The sequence below is a fragment of the Mediterraneibacter butyricigenes genome, from assembly GCF_003574295.1.
GTDB lineage: Bacteria > Bacillota > Clostridia > Lachnospirales > Lachnospiraceae > Mediterraneibacter_A > Mediterraneibacter_A butyricigenes.
Genome location: NZ_BHGK01000001.1, coordinates 1070456 through 1087275, shown reverse-complemented (window position 1 = coordinate 1087275; position 16820 = coordinate 1070456). Strand labels below are relative to the sequence as shown.

Here is a 16820-nt window from a genome sequence, read left to right as displayed (position 1 = left end):
AGGCTATGACATGGCCTTTTGAAAATGATACCAGCGCTATTACAAAGAAGCTGGCAAAGAAAAGTTTGCAAAGCGAGAAGCGCCGGAATCTGATGGTGGTGATCGCTGTTGCGCTGGCGGCGTTTCTGATCTGCTTTACGGGAATTGTGTCTACTTCCCTGACACAAATGCAGCGCAATCAGGTTGTCGATACTTATGAGGCGGTTTGGATGGGCGTAGAGGAAAACGACATTGAAACCCTGAAAGGAGTGCCGGAGTTTGAGCGCGTGGGCGGCTACTATATGCTGGGTGAGGAACTTTCGGAACAGGGCTATCATGCGTCCTATGTGTATTGCGACGCGCAAATGATGGAGATTGCCAAGGCGCAAATGAATCTGTTAGAGGGCCGGGTTCCTGAAAAAGCAAATGAAGTTGTCGTAAGCGAATACTTTCTTTCCACCTATGGAAACAATGCCAAGATTGGGGACACTGTGACCTTAGACACCGAGAGCTTTCATGGTGATTATGTCGTTACCGGCATTATGGACAGCGTAAATGAAAAAGAAGCGAATACCTGCGCTATCATTCTTTCCAACGCTGCCCTGACAGAATGGAAAGGATTTGACCCGGCTGGCTATCGCGCCTATGCTCATTTCAAAAACAGCGTCAAGTTGGACGAAGAACTGATGACCTCTTATTGCAGGGAGATTGCAGAGGAATATCAGCTTTCCATGCCAAAAATGAACAGCAAGTATTTTGCTTATGCCTCTAAATCCTTTGATTTTGCACTAATGGCTGGCGTGATTGCCGTTGTTCTGATCGGCGGCTATATTGTGATCCAGAGTATCTTCCGTATCTCCATCAATGACAAAATCCAGAGCTACGGGCAGCTTCGGACGATTGGTGCAACGCCAAAGCAAATCAAGCGGATTGTAAAGCGGGAGGGACGCAAACTCGGCAGTATCGGGATTGTGATTGGTACAGTGTTGGGCATATGTGGCGGTTTTCTCCTGTTTTCTAAGGGCTTTAACGCTGTTTCCTATGTGGCAACGGTTATTTTGACACTCATAAGCAGTTGGATCATGGTATCTGTTTCCATCCGTAAGCCGGTAAAAATTGCGGCAGGGATTTCCCCGATTGAAGCCGTCCGTTTTACCCCAGCGCAAAAGAATATCCGCAGCCGGAAAAAGAATATCAAGCTCAATCCTGTTTCAATGGGAATTGCGAATTTTAAGCGTGACCGAAAAAAGACCGTTGCTATTGTAGCCTCATTGAGTTTGGGCGGAATTATTCTGCTTGTGGTATCCTCCATTGTTTTGCTGCGTTCTCCAGAGGCGCTTGCAAGACAGTTTTTCCCGGACGGCGACTATAAAATTTATTTGCATTCCGAAGTGGCAAGCGAAAAAGTTATGGCAGCGGGAAATCCATTGAATGAGGAATTAAAGCAGAAAATCTTATCTATTGATGGCGTTACAGATATAATTCCAAGCAGGCAATCTCTCCATGCAACTTATAAAACAGAGATTCATCAAGCTGGTGGTATGTGCGATATGCTGACCGACCAGAATTATGCGGCAGTTGAAGCGGCTCTGACAGAGGGAACCATGCCAACAGATTCCCGTAGTATTGTAATTGACTATAATGTGCTAAAGCAGAATGAGGATATGGGTGTTGGTTCAACGGTTGAGATTTCTTTGGGAGAAGAACAGCCATCCGTTTCTGTTACCATATCGGGGTTATACGCTCCTGCAAAGGTATATTCAGGACATGGCAGGATGCACTTAGATGGGGCAACTCTTTTTGCACCAGAAGCGTTGTTCCACGAACTGCACCCGGAAATCACCTCTTTTGACTATTCATGGAGCATTGTAAATGACGCTAAAAAAACGGACTATGTGGGAGCTGAATTGAAAAATATTGTTGCCAGCCATAGTAATATTGCCTTAGATGAAATCAATACAGTGATTGAATATGAAGAAATGACAAATTCTTTTGCGTTTGGCAGTATGGAGATACTTTCATGGTTGGTATTTCTCTTTGGCGTTATCAACCTTATCAATACGACACTCTCTAACCAGATAGCCCGAAAGCAGGAAAACAGTATTCTGCGTTCTATCGGCCTAACACAAAAACAGCTATGTAAAATGAACATCTGTGAGGGGCTGTGCTATGCGCTCTTTGCAACATTGGCGACGCTGATCGTTGGGCTTCCGGCTTCCATCTTTGCTTGCAGAAAAATGAGTATAGGAGCTTTTGCCGGAAATGTAGTGCCTTACAAATTCCCGGTTTTGGAAATGGGACTGTTCATTCTGGTATTGTTCGGAATGGAACTGATCTTGTCTGTATGGACAATCCGCAGACAGAAAAAGCAATCCCTGATTGAACAAATGCGGGCGATGGAATAACCGTATGGGATCGGCGGGGCGGCGTGTGCTGCCCCGCTTTTTTCGCCATTTCTCAAAAAATTTTTGAAATGTCCGAGCTTTGTAACAATTCAGCCTGTTTTTTTGTCGAAATCAAAGGCACCTCGGACATTTGTGTAACATTTGTAGTTTATGCTTGTGGTAAATCAATAAGAAACATCTGCCTCCACAGCGGGGAAAAGAAAAAAACCGCTGACGGGCAGATCATTTCCCATGCAAAGCCACATAGCTGATACGGCGGTTTTGAGTAGATCAAGGCCGCTGTTTCTTTTTGCTTTTCCAACGATGCTCATGCAATCAAGAGGGCGGTATATAGGAGGATACCGCCATGTCAATTTTTGTCATTCATATCACCCATGAGCTGCACCAATTAAAAAAAGCCTTGCCCCTCCTCTGGGGAGATATGATTATCTATCGGCATTATCATTCCAATTAAAACAGAAGAATTATGGTTATTTTTGTTGCGCCAGTTTCCCATTGTGTGGAGCTGGCGCTTTTTGCTGTCGATTTTTCGGGAAAGTTCCCGAAGTACGTCGCTGCCGTTCCCCACCTCCATTCGATTCACCCGTCAATCACCCGTGAATCGAAATGGAGGTACATAATGAAGAAAATTAACCTTCGGGAACTTTATCCTGATGTTTATACAACAGACTTTTTTGTAGATGTGACAGAGAAAGTAATGGAGACTATTCGAGCAGCTGAACGTGCGGAGGCTGCGTATGAGCGAAAGATGTATCGTTATAAAGCACAGTATTCTCTGGATTGCGAGAATGGCATTGAAAATGCGGTGCTGTTGAAGCCGCAAACACCGGAGATGCTTCTGGAGGAAAAGCAGCTGCGGGAGCAGCTCTATGCCGCTGTGATGGCTCTGCCAGAGAAGCAGGCCAAGAGGATCTATGCCCGGTATTACCTGGGTATGCGTGTGAGTGAGATCGCCGCAGCGGAGGGTGTAGCCCCAAGCCGTGTCCGTGACAGCATCCGGCGCGGTCTGAAGCAGCTGGCAAAGTATTTTTAGGATAGAATAACAAAGGGCGCAAGGCCACATAGTGCTTCTGGCACAGGGCTTTGCGCCCTATTTGCAAGCTTGTATTCTTCGAGCAAAGGAAATATAATAAACCATATTGGAGGGAAACTATATGGATTATATGACGCTGAAAGAAGCAAGTGAAAAATGGGGTGTTACCCCAAGGCAGATCAATTATCTGTGTGCCGGTGGGCGTATCCCCGGTGCTGTGAAGATGGCTACCATTTGGCTGATTCCCAAGGATGCGGAGAAACCGGCAGACCGTCGTTTCAAAAATACAAAAAAATAATCCTCTCGTGAGATTTCTGTGACATTTGGATGCTACACTAAGAATGAAGGAGTGTGATACAATTGCGAATTTTAGTAGTCGAGGATGACCGGCTTTTGAATAATACTTTGTGCTATAACCTGTATACTGCGGGCTATGTCGTGGACTCTGTATTGACAAAATCAGCAGCTAGCAACTTTCTGACTAAGCAGGATTATGACCTGATCGTGCTGGATGTAAACCTGCCAGATGGGAATGGCTTTGATTTCTGCCGGGAGGTAAAAGAGCGCCGGCCGGATACGGCGGTGATCTTCCTGACCGCAAATGATATGGAGAGCGATATGCTCAAAGGATATGAGTTGGGCGCAGAGGACTATGTGACCAAGCCATTTCCTATGAGCGTCTTTCAAAAAAAGCTGTCCGTGGTGCTGGGGCGGCTGGCAAAACAATCTGGCGGCGGGGATTGTTATGAGGATAGCGCACTATCCATCAATTTCTCGGAGATGACTGCTTCTCTGTCCGGTAAGGCGCTGGTGTTCACTCCGTTGGAATACCGGCTGTTGAAAATCCTGACCAAAAATCCGCAGAATGTTTTGACCAGGCAGGTGCTGCTTGAAAAGCTGTGGGATGCCGATGGGAACTTTGTGGATGAACACGCCCTGACTGCGGCCATCAGCCGGGTGCGGAATAAAATTGAAACGGATGGACGCCAGTACATCAAGACGGTGTACGGTATGGGCTATATGTGGATCGGAGGGGCATCGAAATGAATATGCGAAAACTCTCCATCAACAAAGCCTGCGTCCTTTTGGGAACGCTTTTGCTGCTGGCGGTTGGTGCAGTCTGCACCGCTGTTCATCTGCTGACCCAGAATATAACCGCTGTCCGGTGTGTGTTCCTGTTCAGTCTTTTTGTGCTGCTCTGCGTCATCTGCTTTGTGGCGCTGATTCGTCGGAAGCTGGTCCGGTTCTCCGATGCCTTTTGTGGTCAGATGGATGATATGCTCTCCGAAAATATGCAGCCCAAGCAGACGGTTGAAGAAGAAAACCTGTTCTATAAAATCAACTACCGGCTGGGGCGACTGTACGAGGTCATGCAGGAAAATAAAAACAGCATCGCAAAGGAACGGGCTGACCTGCAAGAGCTGATTTCTGACATCTCCCATCAGGTCAAGACCCCGATTGCCAACTTGAAGATGATCAACAACACGCTGCTTGAAAACGAGGTTCCCCCGCAGAAGCAAAAGGAATTTCTGACAGCCCAGGCCAGCCAGCTTGATAAGCTGGACTTCCTCATGCAAGCCATGATTAAAACCTCCCGCCTGGAAACAGGAGTCATTTCACTGGAGCAAAAACAGCAGCCGGTTTATGATACCCTTGCTGCTGCCCTGGGCGGGATTTTGCTCAATGCCGAAAAGAAACAAATAGATGTGCAGGTGGAATGCCCGGAGCATTTGGATGCACGCCATGATAGAAAATGGACAAGCGAAGCCCTGTTTAACATTCTGGATAACGCAGTGAAGTACACCCCGGCAGGCGGGCAGATCCATGTGTCGGTGGAAGGCTGGGAAATGTATGTGAAGATCGACATTGCCGACACCGGCATTGGCATTTCAGAGCAGCACCAGGGAACGATTTTCAAGCGGTTTTACCGGGAAGATGCGGTGCATGATGTGGACGGTATTGGGATTGGCCTGTATCTGGCTCGTGAGATTGTGACCTTGCAGGGCGGTTATATCTGGGTGGTATCGGAAGTTGGGAAAGGCTCAACCTTTTCTGTTTTCCTGCTCCGAAAGTAGAGCAGGCACGCCCCGAAAAAATGAAATGTCACAGGTTCGTGACATTTGGGGCCGAATTTAGCAGAAATTTTTTGTGGCTCATGACATTTCTGTGAGGTTTGGTCGTTACAATGGGTTTATCAAAAAGAAAGGATGGTGTTCTTTATGAGCATTTTGCAAACGACTGAACTAAAAAAATATTATGGCGCAAAACCGAACATTACCAGAGCCTTGGATGGTGTGACCCTCTCCATTGAAAAGGGCGAATTTGTTGCCATCGTAGGAACCTCCGGCAGCGGTAAATCTACACTGCTGAATATGATTGGTGGGTTGGATGTGCCGACCTCTGGCAAGGTTATTGTGGATGGACGTGAACTCTCAACATTGAAAGATGAGCAGCTTACCATCTTCCGTAGGAGAAAGATTGGCTTCATCTTCCAGAATTACAATCTGGTTCCGGTGCTGAATGTCTACGAAAATATCGTGCTGCCTGTGGAGCTGGACGGAAACAAGGTAGACAAGAAGTTTATGAAAGAAGTCGTTCAGATGCTGGGGCTGGAGGATAAGCTGAACAATATGCCCAATAACCTTTCCGGCGGCCAGCAGCAGCGCGTAGCCATTGCCCGCGCTTTGGTGTCAAAGCCTGCAATCGTCCTGGCTGATGAACCGACTGGCAATCTGGACAGCAAGACCAGCGCCGATGTGCTGGGGCTTCTGAAAACCACAAGCCAGAAATTCCATCAGACCCTCGTGATGATTACCCATAACAGTGAGATCGCCCAGCTTGCCGACCGCATCATTCGGATCGAGGATGGTAAGATCGTGCAGTAAAGGGGGGCGGGACTATGAATGACATTTTATTTGGCAACAATAATTCCGAAGTAATTACCAAGCTATCCAAACGCTATTTCAAAAAGAATAAGGTACGCAATCTGGCTGCACTGCTGGCAATTATCCTGACTGCTTTCCTATTTACCTCTATCACTTCCCTGGCGTTCAATATGGCGTCCTCCATCCAGCTCTCTCTGCAAATGCAGAAAGGCAGCAAGGCGGATGGCACTTTAGGATATATGACGGAGGAACAGTACGAGCAGCTTGTAAACAGCGATTTTGTGGAGCAGGCAGGTCACCGGCGCATCATTGGCTATGCAAGCAATACTTCCAGCCATTCCATTGAGATTAATTATGCGGACAGTGTGCAGCAGGAGCTGACCTTCTGTGTGCCTACTCACGGAGCTGCACCGGAGAAAGCGAATGAGATCGCCACCACGGATTTGGCGCTGAAGGCGCTGGGTGTAGAACCAAAGATTGGCGCAGCGGTTCCGCTGGAATTTGAACTGCGGGGGAAAACTTATCATTATGATATGGTGCTTTCCGGCTGGTGGGAAGCAAGCAATGACTCTGTGAGCGTTGCGACTGTTTCAGAGCAGTTTATAAAGGAAAACCCCGATGTGGTCCAGAACACTTATGCGGTAGACCATGAAATGTCCGGCGTTACTTTTTCCGATGTCGTGCTGAAGAATAAAGAAAATGTTCAGCAGCAGTTGAATGAGTTCGTTTACTCCATTGGCGGCAATCCAGAGGATATGGGCGCAGACAATTTCATTCTCGCCTCTGAAAATCAAATGTCCCAGGGATTGACTTCATCAGAGTCCATCGTGTTTGCTGTTGTATTTATCCTGATGTTTGTCGTGTGCGGATACCTACTGATCTACAATATCTTTGATATTTCTGTGATGCAGGATGTTCGTCAATACGGCCTGCTGCGGACGATTGGCACTTCCACACGGCAGATCAAGGGCATTGTGAACCGTCAGGCGGTCTGGCTCACGCTGATCGGACTGCCTATTGGTCTGATCGCCGGTTTCTTTGCCGGTTGGGTGCTGCTTCCTATCGTGACAGAGATCATTAACCTTGAATACTCTATGGTGGGTACATCCGTATCGACCTCGCCGCTAATTTTTGTTATCGCCGCTCTCTTTACAATCCTGACCGTGTTTATCAGCACCAGGAAGCCTGCAAAAAAGGCGGCAAAGATTTCTCCTCTGGAGGCGATTCGCTACACCGAGCAGAACGCCTATAAAAAGAGAAGTGCCAAGCGAACCAATGGGGTAAAGCTGTCCCGTATGGCCTTTTCCAACCTGGGCCGCAATCGTCGGCGTTCAGCGTTCATCATTATTTCCCTGCTTCTGTGCATCGTCCTGTTTAACTCTATCATCATTGTGACGCAAAGCCTTGATGAAGAAAAGTGGGTAAACCGTGTCACCAGAACAGATTTTAATGTCTATAACTCAGCCGCATTTAATGTAATGGAAAGCGTTCAGCACCATAAAGATACGCTCTCACAACAGGCGGTGGATCTGATTGCCGGACAGCCCGGAGTTGAGGATGAACGCTATCTCTACCGAAATACAAAAGACGATAGAAATGTATTGGTTGACTATGGGTTTGAAGATTTAAGCGGCATAGAGCTGTTTCATGAGGAAGAAGGCGTCGTAAATCAAAGCTATCAGGGATATAGCCTGTACACAAGTTCTGATACCGAAAGGCGCTATTTTGGCAATGTGATGGGGGCCTCCGAAAATTTCTGGGCTGATATGCGTATTTTTGAAGGCGAAAAAGATGCCGAAACCTTAACGCAGAAAATGGCTACCGGAGAATATGTCATTATTGGCTGCCCCATGGACAAACTGACAGAGGAACCAAGGAACACTCCGCTGACCGATCAGTTACAGGTTGGAGAGAGCATTTCCTTCTACAAGGATGGGGAACTGGTCAAAACCAGCACTATCCTTGCAAAAGCGATCCTCGTGGGAACGGAAACCGAAACGCCGACAGGCACCACCGCCCAGGCGCACATCGCCGCTGATGCTCCTTTTGTGTATCTGCCGGACACTGTATTTAAGGAAATCTATGACGCTCCCACGCTGCTGACTTATGGATTCAATGTGGATGAAGCCTTGCAGCCGCAGATGGAAGAATTTTTGAGCAGCTATGTGAGTGAAAATACTTCGGTTGCCTATACTTCCACCAAGCTGTTGAAAGAGCAGCTTGATTCGGTCCGCAGCATGATCCTGGTTATCGGCGGTCTGATTGGTTGCATCATGGCCTTTGCAGGACTGATTAACTTTGCCAACATGATTATTACCAACATCATCACCCGCCGCCATGAGTTTGCTACCATGCAGAGCATCGGTATGACCGGCAAGCAGCTTCGCCGCTTGACGGTCTATGAGGGCATCTACTATGCCGTAGGTGCGGACATTATCGGCGGAGCAGTCGCAGCGATCCTGGCAGTCACAGTGCTAAAGAGCGCATTGAATGGCCCTTCCATGTGGTTCTTTACTCTGAATATTACATTGGTTCCGGTTCTGGTCATTGGTGTGCTTTATCTGCTGCTGGCTGCGGTTATTCCGCTGATCGTTCTCCACTTCTTTAACAAGGGAACTGTGGTGGAGCGGCTGAGGACTTCGGAGTAACGACAGAGATTGCTACAATAGATAATCATAAACCTATTGAAAGCCGGGAGGAGGCATTTCCTCTCGGCTTTCCTCAAAAAATTTGAAATCTCACAGATTGGTGAGATTTCAGCTTGTTATTTTGTCGAAATGGAGTATGTCCGTGACATTTCTGTGAGGATTGCCTGTTAAGATAAAAGAAAAGTGAAAAAGTTGCCGCACGATGGCAAAAGAAAAAAAGCCATCGCACAGCGACTATATTGTTATGCACTTTGCAACGGTGGCTTTGAAAAAATCAGAGCCGCCGTTTCCTTTCGTCTATCTAAAATGAACGACGACCCTACACCCTGTAATCTGGTACGGCGGCACATAGGAGGATGCCGCCGTGTCAATTTTTGTCATTCACAATAGCCATGAGTTACACCAGCTAAAAAAAGTCTTGCCCCTCCTCCGGGGGAGTATGACTATCTATCAGTATTATCGTTCCATCTAAATCAGCAGAATAGTAGGTATTTTTGTTGCGCCGATTTCCCGTTATGGGGAGTTGGCGTTTTTTGCTGTCGATTTTTCGGGAAGGCGTGCGAAGTATGTCGCTGTCGATCCCCGCCTCATTTCGATTCACTCGTCAACCGCCCGTGAATCGAAATGGAGGTACATAATGAAGAAAGTCAATCTCCGGGAATTGTATCCCGATGTTTATAAAACCGATCACTTTGTAGAAGTAACAGAAGATGTGCTGGAGACGATTCGTTCTGCTGAGCGTGCAGAAGCTGCTTATGACCGGAGGATGTATCGCTATAAGGCGCACTACTCTTTGGACTGCGACAACGGCATTGAAAATGCGATCCTGCTGAAGCCCCAGGCGCCGGAGATGCTTCTGGAGGAAAAACAGTTTCAGGAGCAGGTTTATGCCGCTGTGATGAAGCTGCCGGAGAAACAGGCAAAGCGAATTTATGCCCGATACTATCTGGGAATGACGGTAAATGAAATTGCCGAAGTAGAAGGTGTAGACCCAAGCCGTGTCCGAGACAGTATCCGCCGTGGATTAAAGCAGCTTGTAAAATATTTTTGATAAAATTTCATTTGATGCGCCTGTTTTTTGCCTTTTTTGTCAGTGTTAATAAGAAGGACAAGTTTTCCTCCTTCATCAGTACATTGACAATCGAATAGACAGCACAACAGGTACATAACCCATGTACGAGCGAATATGAAACGCCGCGAAGATGGAGCAGTTAGGGAGGTGATGAAAAGACTTCTTCGGAGCGATCTACGATTTCATAAAACGGATTGTGGCAGATTCGGCGCGATGACTGCATGGGGGCTTAAAGATACTTCCTCACGGCCCGCCAAAGACTTGGGGGGAACCCTGCGGCACACGATACGAACGATGCTGCGGAGTTATGACAGCCGCGCCAGCGGAGACCTGTTGTGTTCCCATCGTCAGGGGGCGTGGCAAATGTGATGAAAGCTGAGTTATATAAATAGGAAGCGTTTGCAGCTTCCTGTTCAAAATCAGATACCATGCGCTGGCAGTTTCGGCTGCCAGCGTATTCATGTGGCTTTGAACAAATACGATGACAAACTTGACAGATTGGAGGAAATATGCTTTATGGAAAAACTTATTACACGAAAAGAAGCAGCAGAAATTTTAGGTATCAGCATTGCAACGCTGGACGCGGCCCGTAACAATGGTCTTATTTCTTATGTGCAATATGTGCAGAATGGCTGTGTGTACTTTACTTCAGCTGGCCTTCAGGAGTATATCGCAAAATGCACCCACAGAGCAAAGCCAGCAGAAAAGAACGCAACTTATCGTAAACCTCGCAGAGCTGGAGTGTGAGCCGGTCCGTATCCTTGCCGGAATCGGAATGGTTTGATAAAACATAGATACAGCGCTGGAGTATATTCTTAGGAGGTGGCGGAATTGGCAAAAAGAAAAAGAGCAATTCCACAATACGGTACAGTTACGCTTAACGGCATAGATTATTATAGAACGCGGGTTCAGAACGCAGATGGAAAACTGGTGGCCCTTTATGCGAGAACACCGGAAGAATTATATGATAAAGAGTTGGGTGCATTAGAGCAGATCGACAACGATACATTCTGCCGGAAATCCCCGACGGTTGCAGACTACTGTGAAAAATGGCTTTTGATGCAGTCGGTTCATGTGAGGGCAACCACGCTGATAGATTATACATCAAAGGTCAGACGGCACATTATAAAAGAACTGGGGCAGATGCGGATGGCAGATGTGACACTGGATGACATTCAGCTTGCACTTGTTCCTGTTTCTGAGAAGTCCGCTTCGGTATATAAGTCAGTGGTTATCCTGTATAAATCTATTTTCCGGGCAGCAAAGGAAAGTAAGATTATTGATAACAACCCAACGATTTACCTTACGGCCAAAGGCGGAGGCATTCCGCAAAAGGACAAAGCTGTATTGACAGATGAACAGGCCGCCAGACTGCTGGATGCCATTCAGGGACTTCCGCCGTATGTATTTGTCATGTTAGGGCTGTATGCAGGATTGCGGCGAGAAGAAATTCTTGCCCTAAAATGGGATTCTGTATATCTGGATGTGGATTGCCCTTATTTAACGGTACGCAGGGCATGGCACACGGAAAATAACAGACCGGTGATTCTGGATGAGCTGAAAACGAAAGCCGCGCATCGAAATATTCCGTTGCCGGTTTGCCTGGCGGACTGTCTGAAAGAGACAAAAGCTAATTCACAGTCAGAATATGTGGTGCCGAACCGGGATGGTGATCCGTTGTCCTATACACAGTTCAAGCGGCTCTGGCAGTACATTGTAACCCGAACAGTCAAGGAGCGTTTCTATTATCGCTACGAGGATGGAAAGCGTGTAAAGCACACGGTTACGCCAGTCCTCGGTGAAAAGGCAGCGCATAACGGCAAAGTGATTTACAGTTTGGATTTTGAAGTGACACCGCATCAGCTGCGGCATACATACATTACGAATCTGATTCATTCGTCCGTGGACCCGAAAACGGTTCAATACCTGGCGGGGCATGAGAGTAGTAAAATTACGATGGATATTTACGCAAAGGTTAAATACAACAGACCGGATGAGCTGGTAAGAACAATGGGTGGTGCATTTGCCCAGTGGGATGCAGCACAGGCATAACAATTATAAAGAGTAGGAAACAAAGCTGGAGCGAGGCAAGGATGTCTCGCTCTTTGTTTTACATAATCCGTATCTTTGATTAAGTGGGTGCTTTCTGATAAAAAGAAGGTGTGAATTTAAGAACACTCATTATCAGGAAAGGAAGATTTGTATGGCTAAGAAAAAACAAAGCGTTCCAGAGTACGGAACGGTTACAAGAAAAGGAACACTGTATTACAGAACCAGAATTACAGATGCCGATGGAAAGCAGGTCAGCTTATATGCGACCACCTGTGAAGAATTATATGAAAAGCAGTTGGAGGCCCGGAGACAGGTGGATGAGATCATCTTTCACCGAAAGCATCCAACGGTTGCCGAGTATTGTGAGAAATGGCTGCTGATGCAGTCAGCAAAGGTGTCTACGGCTACTATAAAAGGATACAGACAGAATATGAAGAATTATGTCATTAGCTCTCTGGGAGATATGTATATGGAGGAAGTGACTGCGGATGATATTCGTCTGACGCTTGTTCCGCTGTCTCAAAAATCGAAAGGACTGTATGATACGGTAAATATGCTGATTAAGTGTGTGTTTTATTCGGCAGAGCGCAGTCAGCTGATAACCGATAATCCATGTGTGGGAATTTCAGCAAAGGGCGGAAAAGCATCGAAAAAGAAAGATGCCTTAACAGATCAACAGGTTGCGGTTCTGTTGGATACGGTGAAAGAGCTTCCGCCATATCTTTTTATTATGATTGGTTTGTATTCCGGCTTGCGTCGGGAAGAAATTCTTGCATTGCAATGGGATTGTGTATTCCTGGATGAATCCACACCATACATTTCCGTGAGACGTGCATGGCGCGCGGAGCATAACAGGCCGGTGATTTCTACCGTTCTAAAGACAAAAGCAGCTAAAAGGGACATTCCCATTCCGAAGTGCCTGGTGGACTGCCTGCGGGAAGCAAAAGCCAATTCCATATCGGAGTATGTGATTGCGGACAGTGAGGGACAGCCGCTTTCCTATTCTCAGTTTACGAGAGTTTGGCAGTATGTAGTTGTTCGTTCTGCGAAAGAGAGAACTTACTATAAATATGTGAATGGACAGAGCATCAAATATACCGTCAAGCCGACATTAGGAACAACGCAGAGGAACAATCCCAAGATTCGCTATACCCTGAATTTCGATGTAACACCGCACTTGTTGCGGCATACCTACATCACGAATCTGCTCTATGCGGGCGTTGACCCTAAGACAGTTCAGTACCTGGCAGGGCATGAGAATAGTAAGACAACTATGGACATTTACGCGAGGGTCAAGTATAATAAACCAGAGGAACTTTTCGAGGTAGTGAATGATGCTTTGAACCAGGAGAATTTCGATGAAAAATCACCGATTTCTATGGTTAAGGAATAGGACAACTGACAACAGAAAATGCGAAAAAGCCCGTAATATCAAGGAAAAACGCACCATAGAGATGTTTAATACGGTCTCAAAGCAGCTCGTAGAGCTCCGCAGTTCAGCAAGCGATAATTTGCAACTTAAAAATGCTAAAAAAGCCCGGAAATACGTCATTTTCCGGGCTTTTTCTATGCCAAAAATTCTGTCTGGACTGTTCGGTTTTGATGGAATTTGAACGGAAATTTATGGGTTTATAGTGGTCAAATTACTGGTGGACAATAGGAGCAAATGAAGTCCAATTTTGCCATCGACGGACGAACACATACTTGACTGATTTACATAGAGCCTTGGCTCATTCTTTGGAAACGAGAATGGGTCGAGGCTCTATTTTTTTCGCCCGAAATCCGGCGAGACAAATTTGAGTAGGAGGTAACAGGTATGATGGATTTCAATCAGAAGACCCATGACACCGATGTGGGCAGTCATGGCGGACAGTCGAGGCAAATGATGGAGGTGTTTGATAACCAGGAGTTTGGTTCGATCCGTTTGTTACAGGAGGCAGAACTGGCAGAGCTGCGTGACCGTGCAGGTCGCATTCCGCCGATGACACATCGAGATGATGAGGAGGTGGCACTATGAGTGTTCGGGAACACTGGATCAATGTCCGGGTAAACCCGGAAGAGCTGGGGAGGATTCGTGAAAAGCAGAAGGAATTAGGGATTTGCAATACCGGTGCCTATATGAGAAAAATGGCGATGGACGGGTACTGCGTAAATCTTGATTTGTCAGATGTGGCGCAGGTATCCACTCTTCTTCGCCGATGCAGCAACAACCTGAACCAGTACGCAAAACGAGCCAATGAATCCGGAAGCATCTATGCGGAGGATATCCGGGATTTGCAGAAGCGACTGGGTGAACTCTGGGAGATGCAGAAGCTGATCCTGAAGAGGCTTTCTGGTATTCGCTGACGGCGCAAATGTGCGGGATTTCTACAGCACACGGCACAGATGAAACGGCTGTGTGAGCGTGTAGAGGATGTTTTGACAATTTGAGTTCAGGAGGGATTTGATGGATATTCAGTTTATGAAAGATTATTATGATTTACGATACGAGGAAACAGATGGAGAGAATCATTTTGTGGATGAGACTGCTTATCAGGAAAAACAGTCTGAGCAATCGAAGATGGAAGACCAGCTGATGGAAATGGTGGGCGGCAGCGAATCTAATGTGTGGAAGCTATACGAAAGCATCATGTGCATCTATTTTGACATGGAAGAAATCATCAAGCAGGCCGTTTATTTGCAGGGAGCTTATGATCGGGAACGGATGTTAAAATGAGAATAGTGAATTGGTAAGAGCTGCCTTCGGGTAGCTCTTTTTAGATGGAGGAATATGAAAAATGGCGGCTACAAGACTAATTGCGTTGCATATCAATAAAGGAAAGACGGTAGCGCAGTGTCTGGCTGACCGTACTGATTATTCTGAGAATGCAGCAAAGACGGAAGATGGAAAATATATCAGCGCGTATGCCTGTGACGCAAAGACCTGTGATGAAGAATTTCTGCTTTCTAAACGGCAGTATGAGCATATCACCGGTAGAACCCAGGCGCATGATGTGATTGCATATCAGATTCGGCAATCCTTTAAGCCCGGAGAAATCACGCCGGAGGAGGCGAACAAGGTCGGGTATGAGACAGCCATGCGATTCACCAAGGGAAAACACGCATTTATCGTGGCTACCCATGTTGATCGTGTGCACATTCATAACCATATTATTTTTAATTCCACTACATTAGACTGCGCCAGGAAATTCCGAGATTTTCGACTGTCCGGTCTTGCACTGGCAAGGCTCAGTGATATCGTCTGTCTGGAACACCGGTTGTCGGTCATTATCCGGAAGCCCTATGGGGAGCGACAGAAGAGAACGGAATACCCGGAGAAAAAATCGCAGCGGGATGAAATCTGCGAGTTCATTGATGCAGCATTGGCAAGAAAACCGAAAGACTTCCTGGAACTGATTGGAATTTTGCGGGAAGCAGGATACGAATATAAAGATGGAAAACAGCCTGCACTGCGGGGAAAAGGCCACGCCAGATTTGCTCGTTTTCGCTCTCTTGGCAAAGGATATTCGGTTGAAGAACTCTGTGAAGTGATTGCCGGGAATGCGGTCCATAAAAGCAAATCTGCAAAGAAAACCCGCACAAGCGCACGGTCGGCGCAGGTGCATCAGAAGGAGGAGTTGTCGTTCCTTATTGATATCTGTGCCAAAATGCAGGCAGGCAAAGGCGCGGGATATGCGCGCTGGGCAAAAGTCTTTAACCTGAAGCAGATGGCGAAAGCGATGATGTTCATGGAAGAGCATGGAATCAAGAGTTATGCAGAGCTGAAGGAAAAGGCAGATGGAATTTCTGAAAAATGCGATGCGCTGCTGGAATCTGTAAAAGCAGATGAGGCACGGATGTCGGAAGTGTCGGTGCTGCGGAAGCATCTAATCAATTATGCCAAGACAAAAGATGTTTTTGCTGCGTATAAGGCATCCGGTTACAATCGGGAGTTCTATGAAGCTCATCGGGATTCGCTGGTCTTACGCAGCGCAGCGAAAAAGGCATTTGATGCCTATAAGAAAGAGAACGGTTCTGACAAAAAGCTCCCGCGCATCAGCGAGCTGAACACAGAGTATTCAATGCTTCTGGAACGAAAGAAAAGCTCCTATGCAGAGTACCGCAAGACCAAAGCGGAAATGCAGGATTGGCTTGTGGCGCAGAAGATTGTGCAGGAAATCCTGAAAGAGGACGAGCAGAAAAAAGAGCAGCTGCATGAGCAGGAAGTGCGGCAGGAAGAAGAAAATAGACAGAGTAGTCGATGATGGAAAGTCCGGTGCAGTGTGGGTGTAATGCTCATGCTGCACCGGGCTTTTTTCTTTGGCAGGAACTGCCGTTAAAGCATTCGAAACGGATGCGCAGCCCGATGCCGCAGGCAGCGTTTTATGGGGATTGGGGAATTTCCCCAACAAGCAGAAAATCGCTTTCGTGTCACGAAAGCCCTGCTTGCAGAAGAGTTTGACTCATTGACCAAACGCCTAATTGATGCTAAAATAATGCGGTAGATATGTGCATTTAGATACAAGGAGACGACCAATATGACATTTGCAGAGACTATAAAGCGAACAAGGCAACGCCTGTTTTTTTCACAAGAGGCATTTGCGAAAGAACTTAGTGTCAATTTAACAACCGTGAGTCGATGGGAAACCGGAAGAAGCAAACCTAACATCTCTACAATGCGACAAATAAAGGAATTTTGTGAAATGCATAATGTCGACTATGAACCGATTGAAAGTAGTTGGCTTACCTTTGAACAAGAAAAATAAA

18 protein-coding genes are annotated in these 16820 nt (G+C 46.7%); 17 read left to right on the top strand and 1 reads right to left on the bottom strand.

Annotated elements, in window-relative coordinates:
• Positions 1 to 5 precede the first annotated feature (5 nt).
• Complete coding sequence (locus KGMB01110_RS05150) at positions 6 to 2384, top strand: ABC transporter permease (protein WP_112146592.1); 2379 nt, start codon at positions 6 to 8, stop codon at positions 2382 to 2384.
• A gap of 388 nt (positions 2385 to 2772) precedes the next feature.
• Here KGMB01110_RS05150 and KGMB01110_RS05140 read toward each other — a convergent pair whose 3' ends face one another.
• On the bottom strand, positions 2773 to 2958 hold the full coding sequence (locus KGMB01110_RS05140) for a hypothetical protein (RefSeq protein WP_208490745.1): 186 nt from the start codon (positions 2956 to 2958) through the stop codon (positions 2773 to 2775).
• 45 nt (positions 2959 to 3003) lie between these two features.
• Here KGMB01110_RS05140 and KGMB01110_RS05135 point away from each other — a divergent pair, with 45 nt between their 5' ends.
• The 16 genes from KGMB01110_RS05135 to KGMB01110_RS05045 all read left to right on the top strand — a co-directional run bounded on the left by KGMB01110_RS05135 (position 3004) and on the right by KGMB01110_RS05045 (position 16819).
• The gene (locus KGMB01110_RS05135; protein ID WP_119297764.1) at positions 3004 to 3417 is read left to right on the top strand and encodes an RNA polymerase sigma factor; all 414 of its coding nucleotides are present in this window, start codon (positions 3004 to 3006) and stop codon (positions 3415 to 3417) included.
• A gap of 121 nt (positions 3418 to 3538) precedes the next feature.
• The gene (locus KGMB01110_RS05130) at positions 3539 to 3715 is read left to right on the top strand and encodes a DNA-binding protein (RefSeq protein WP_002594731.1); all 177 of its coding nucleotides are present in this window, start codon (positions 3539 to 3541) and stop codon (positions 3713 to 3715) included.
• A 62-nt stretch (positions 3716 to 3777) separates the two neighbouring features.
• On the top strand, positions 3778 to 4464 hold the full coding sequence (locus KGMB01110_RS05125; protein ID WP_117658080.1) for a response regulator transcription factor: 687 nt from the start codon (positions 3778 to 3780) through the stop codon (positions 4462 to 4464).
• The gene (locus KGMB01110_RS05120) at positions 4461 to 5492 is read left to right on the top strand and encodes a sensor histidine kinase (protein WP_117658079.1); all 1032 of its coding nucleotides are present in this window, start codon (positions 4461 to 4463) and stop codon (positions 5490 to 5492) included. Before KGMB01110_RS05125 ends, KGMB01110_RS05120 begins: the two co-directional genes overlap by 4 nt.
• Positions 5493 to 5636: 144 nt before the next feature.
• Positions 5637 to 6302 (top strand): ABC transporter ATP-binding protein, encoded by a 666-nt coding sequence (locus tag KGMB01110_RS05115; RefSeq protein ID WP_112091915.1) that lies wholly within the window; start codon positions 5637 to 5639, stop codon positions 6300 to 6302.
• Positions 6303 to 6316: 14 nt separating this feature from the next.
• Positions 6317 to 8950, top strand: a complete 2634-nt coding sequence (locus KGMB01110_RS05110) for an ABC transporter permease (RefSeq protein WP_117658078.1) — start codon at positions 6317 to 6319, stop codon at positions 8948 to 8950.
• A gap of 637 nt (positions 8951 to 9587) precedes the next feature.
• Positions 9588 to 10001 (top strand): sigma-70 family RNA polymerase sigma factor, encoded by a 414-nt coding sequence (locus tag KGMB01110_RS05100; RefSeq protein ID WP_119297763.1) that lies wholly within the window; start codon positions 9588 to 9590, stop codon positions 9999 to 10001.
• A 537-nt stretch (positions 10002 to 10538) separates the two neighbouring features.
• On the top strand, positions 10539 to 10769 hold the full coding sequence (locus tag KGMB01110_RS05090; RefSeq protein WP_008728422.1) for a helix-turn-helix domain-containing protein: 231 nt from the start codon (positions 10539 to 10541) through the stop codon (positions 10767 to 10769).
• A gap of 84 nt (positions 10770 to 10853) precedes the next feature.
• Complete coding sequence (locus KGMB01110_RS05085) at positions 10854 to 12074, top strand: tyrosine-type recombinase/integrase (RefSeq protein WP_055148787.1); 1221 nt, start codon at positions 10854 to 10856, stop codon at positions 12072 to 12074.
• Between the two features lie 151 nt (positions 12075 to 12225).
• Positions 12226 to 13467 (top strand): tyrosine-type recombinase/integrase, encoded by a 1242-nt coding sequence (locus KGMB01110_RS05080; protein ID WP_055148789.1) that lies wholly within the window; start codon positions 12226 to 12228, stop codon positions 13465 to 13467.
• Positions 13433 to 13687 carry a hypothetical protein gene (locus tag KGMB01110_RS05075; RefSeq protein ID WP_119297762.1) on the top strand — a complete coding sequence of 85 codons (255 nt, stop codon included), beginning with the start codon at positions 13433 to 13435 and terminating at the stop codon, positions 13685 to 13687. The genes KGMB01110_RS05080 and KGMB01110_RS05075 overlap by 35 nt, the downstream gene beginning before the upstream one ends.
• Positions 13688 to 13890: 203 nt before the next feature.
• Positions 13891 to 14091 (top strand): hypothetical protein, encoded by a 201-nt coding sequence (locus KGMB01110_RS15265; protein ID WP_243112682.1) that lies wholly within the window; start codon positions 13891 to 13893, stop codon positions 14089 to 14091.
• On the top strand, positions 14088 to 14420 hold the full coding sequence (locus tag KGMB01110_RS05065; RefSeq protein WP_119297761.1) for a plasmid mobilization protein: 333 nt from the start codon (positions 14088 to 14090) through the stop codon (positions 14418 to 14420). The genes KGMB01110_RS15265 and KGMB01110_RS05065 overlap by 4 nt, the downstream gene beginning before the upstream one ends.
• Before the next feature lie 100 nt (positions 14421 to 14520).
• A complete protein-coding gene (locus KGMB01110_RS05060) occupies positions 14521 to 14790 on the top strand; it encodes a protein BART-1 (protein ID WP_118533245.1) in 270 nt (89 codons plus the stop codon).
• A gap of 61 nt (positions 14791 to 14851) precedes the next feature.
• Positions 14852 to 16318 carry a relaxase/mobilization nuclease domain-containing protein gene (locus KGMB01110_RS05055; RefSeq protein ID WP_119297760.1) on the top strand — a complete coding sequence of 489 codons (1467 nt, stop codon included), beginning with the start codon at positions 14852 to 14854 and terminating at the stop codon, positions 16316 to 16318.
• A 273-nt stretch (positions 16319 to 16591) separates the two neighbouring features.
• Entirely contained in the window at positions 16592 to 16819 is a 228-nt protein-coding gene (locus tag KGMB01110_RS05045) for a helix-turn-helix domain-containing protein (RefSeq protein ID WP_119297759.1), read from the top strand.
• Position 16820 lies beyond the last annotated feature (1 nt).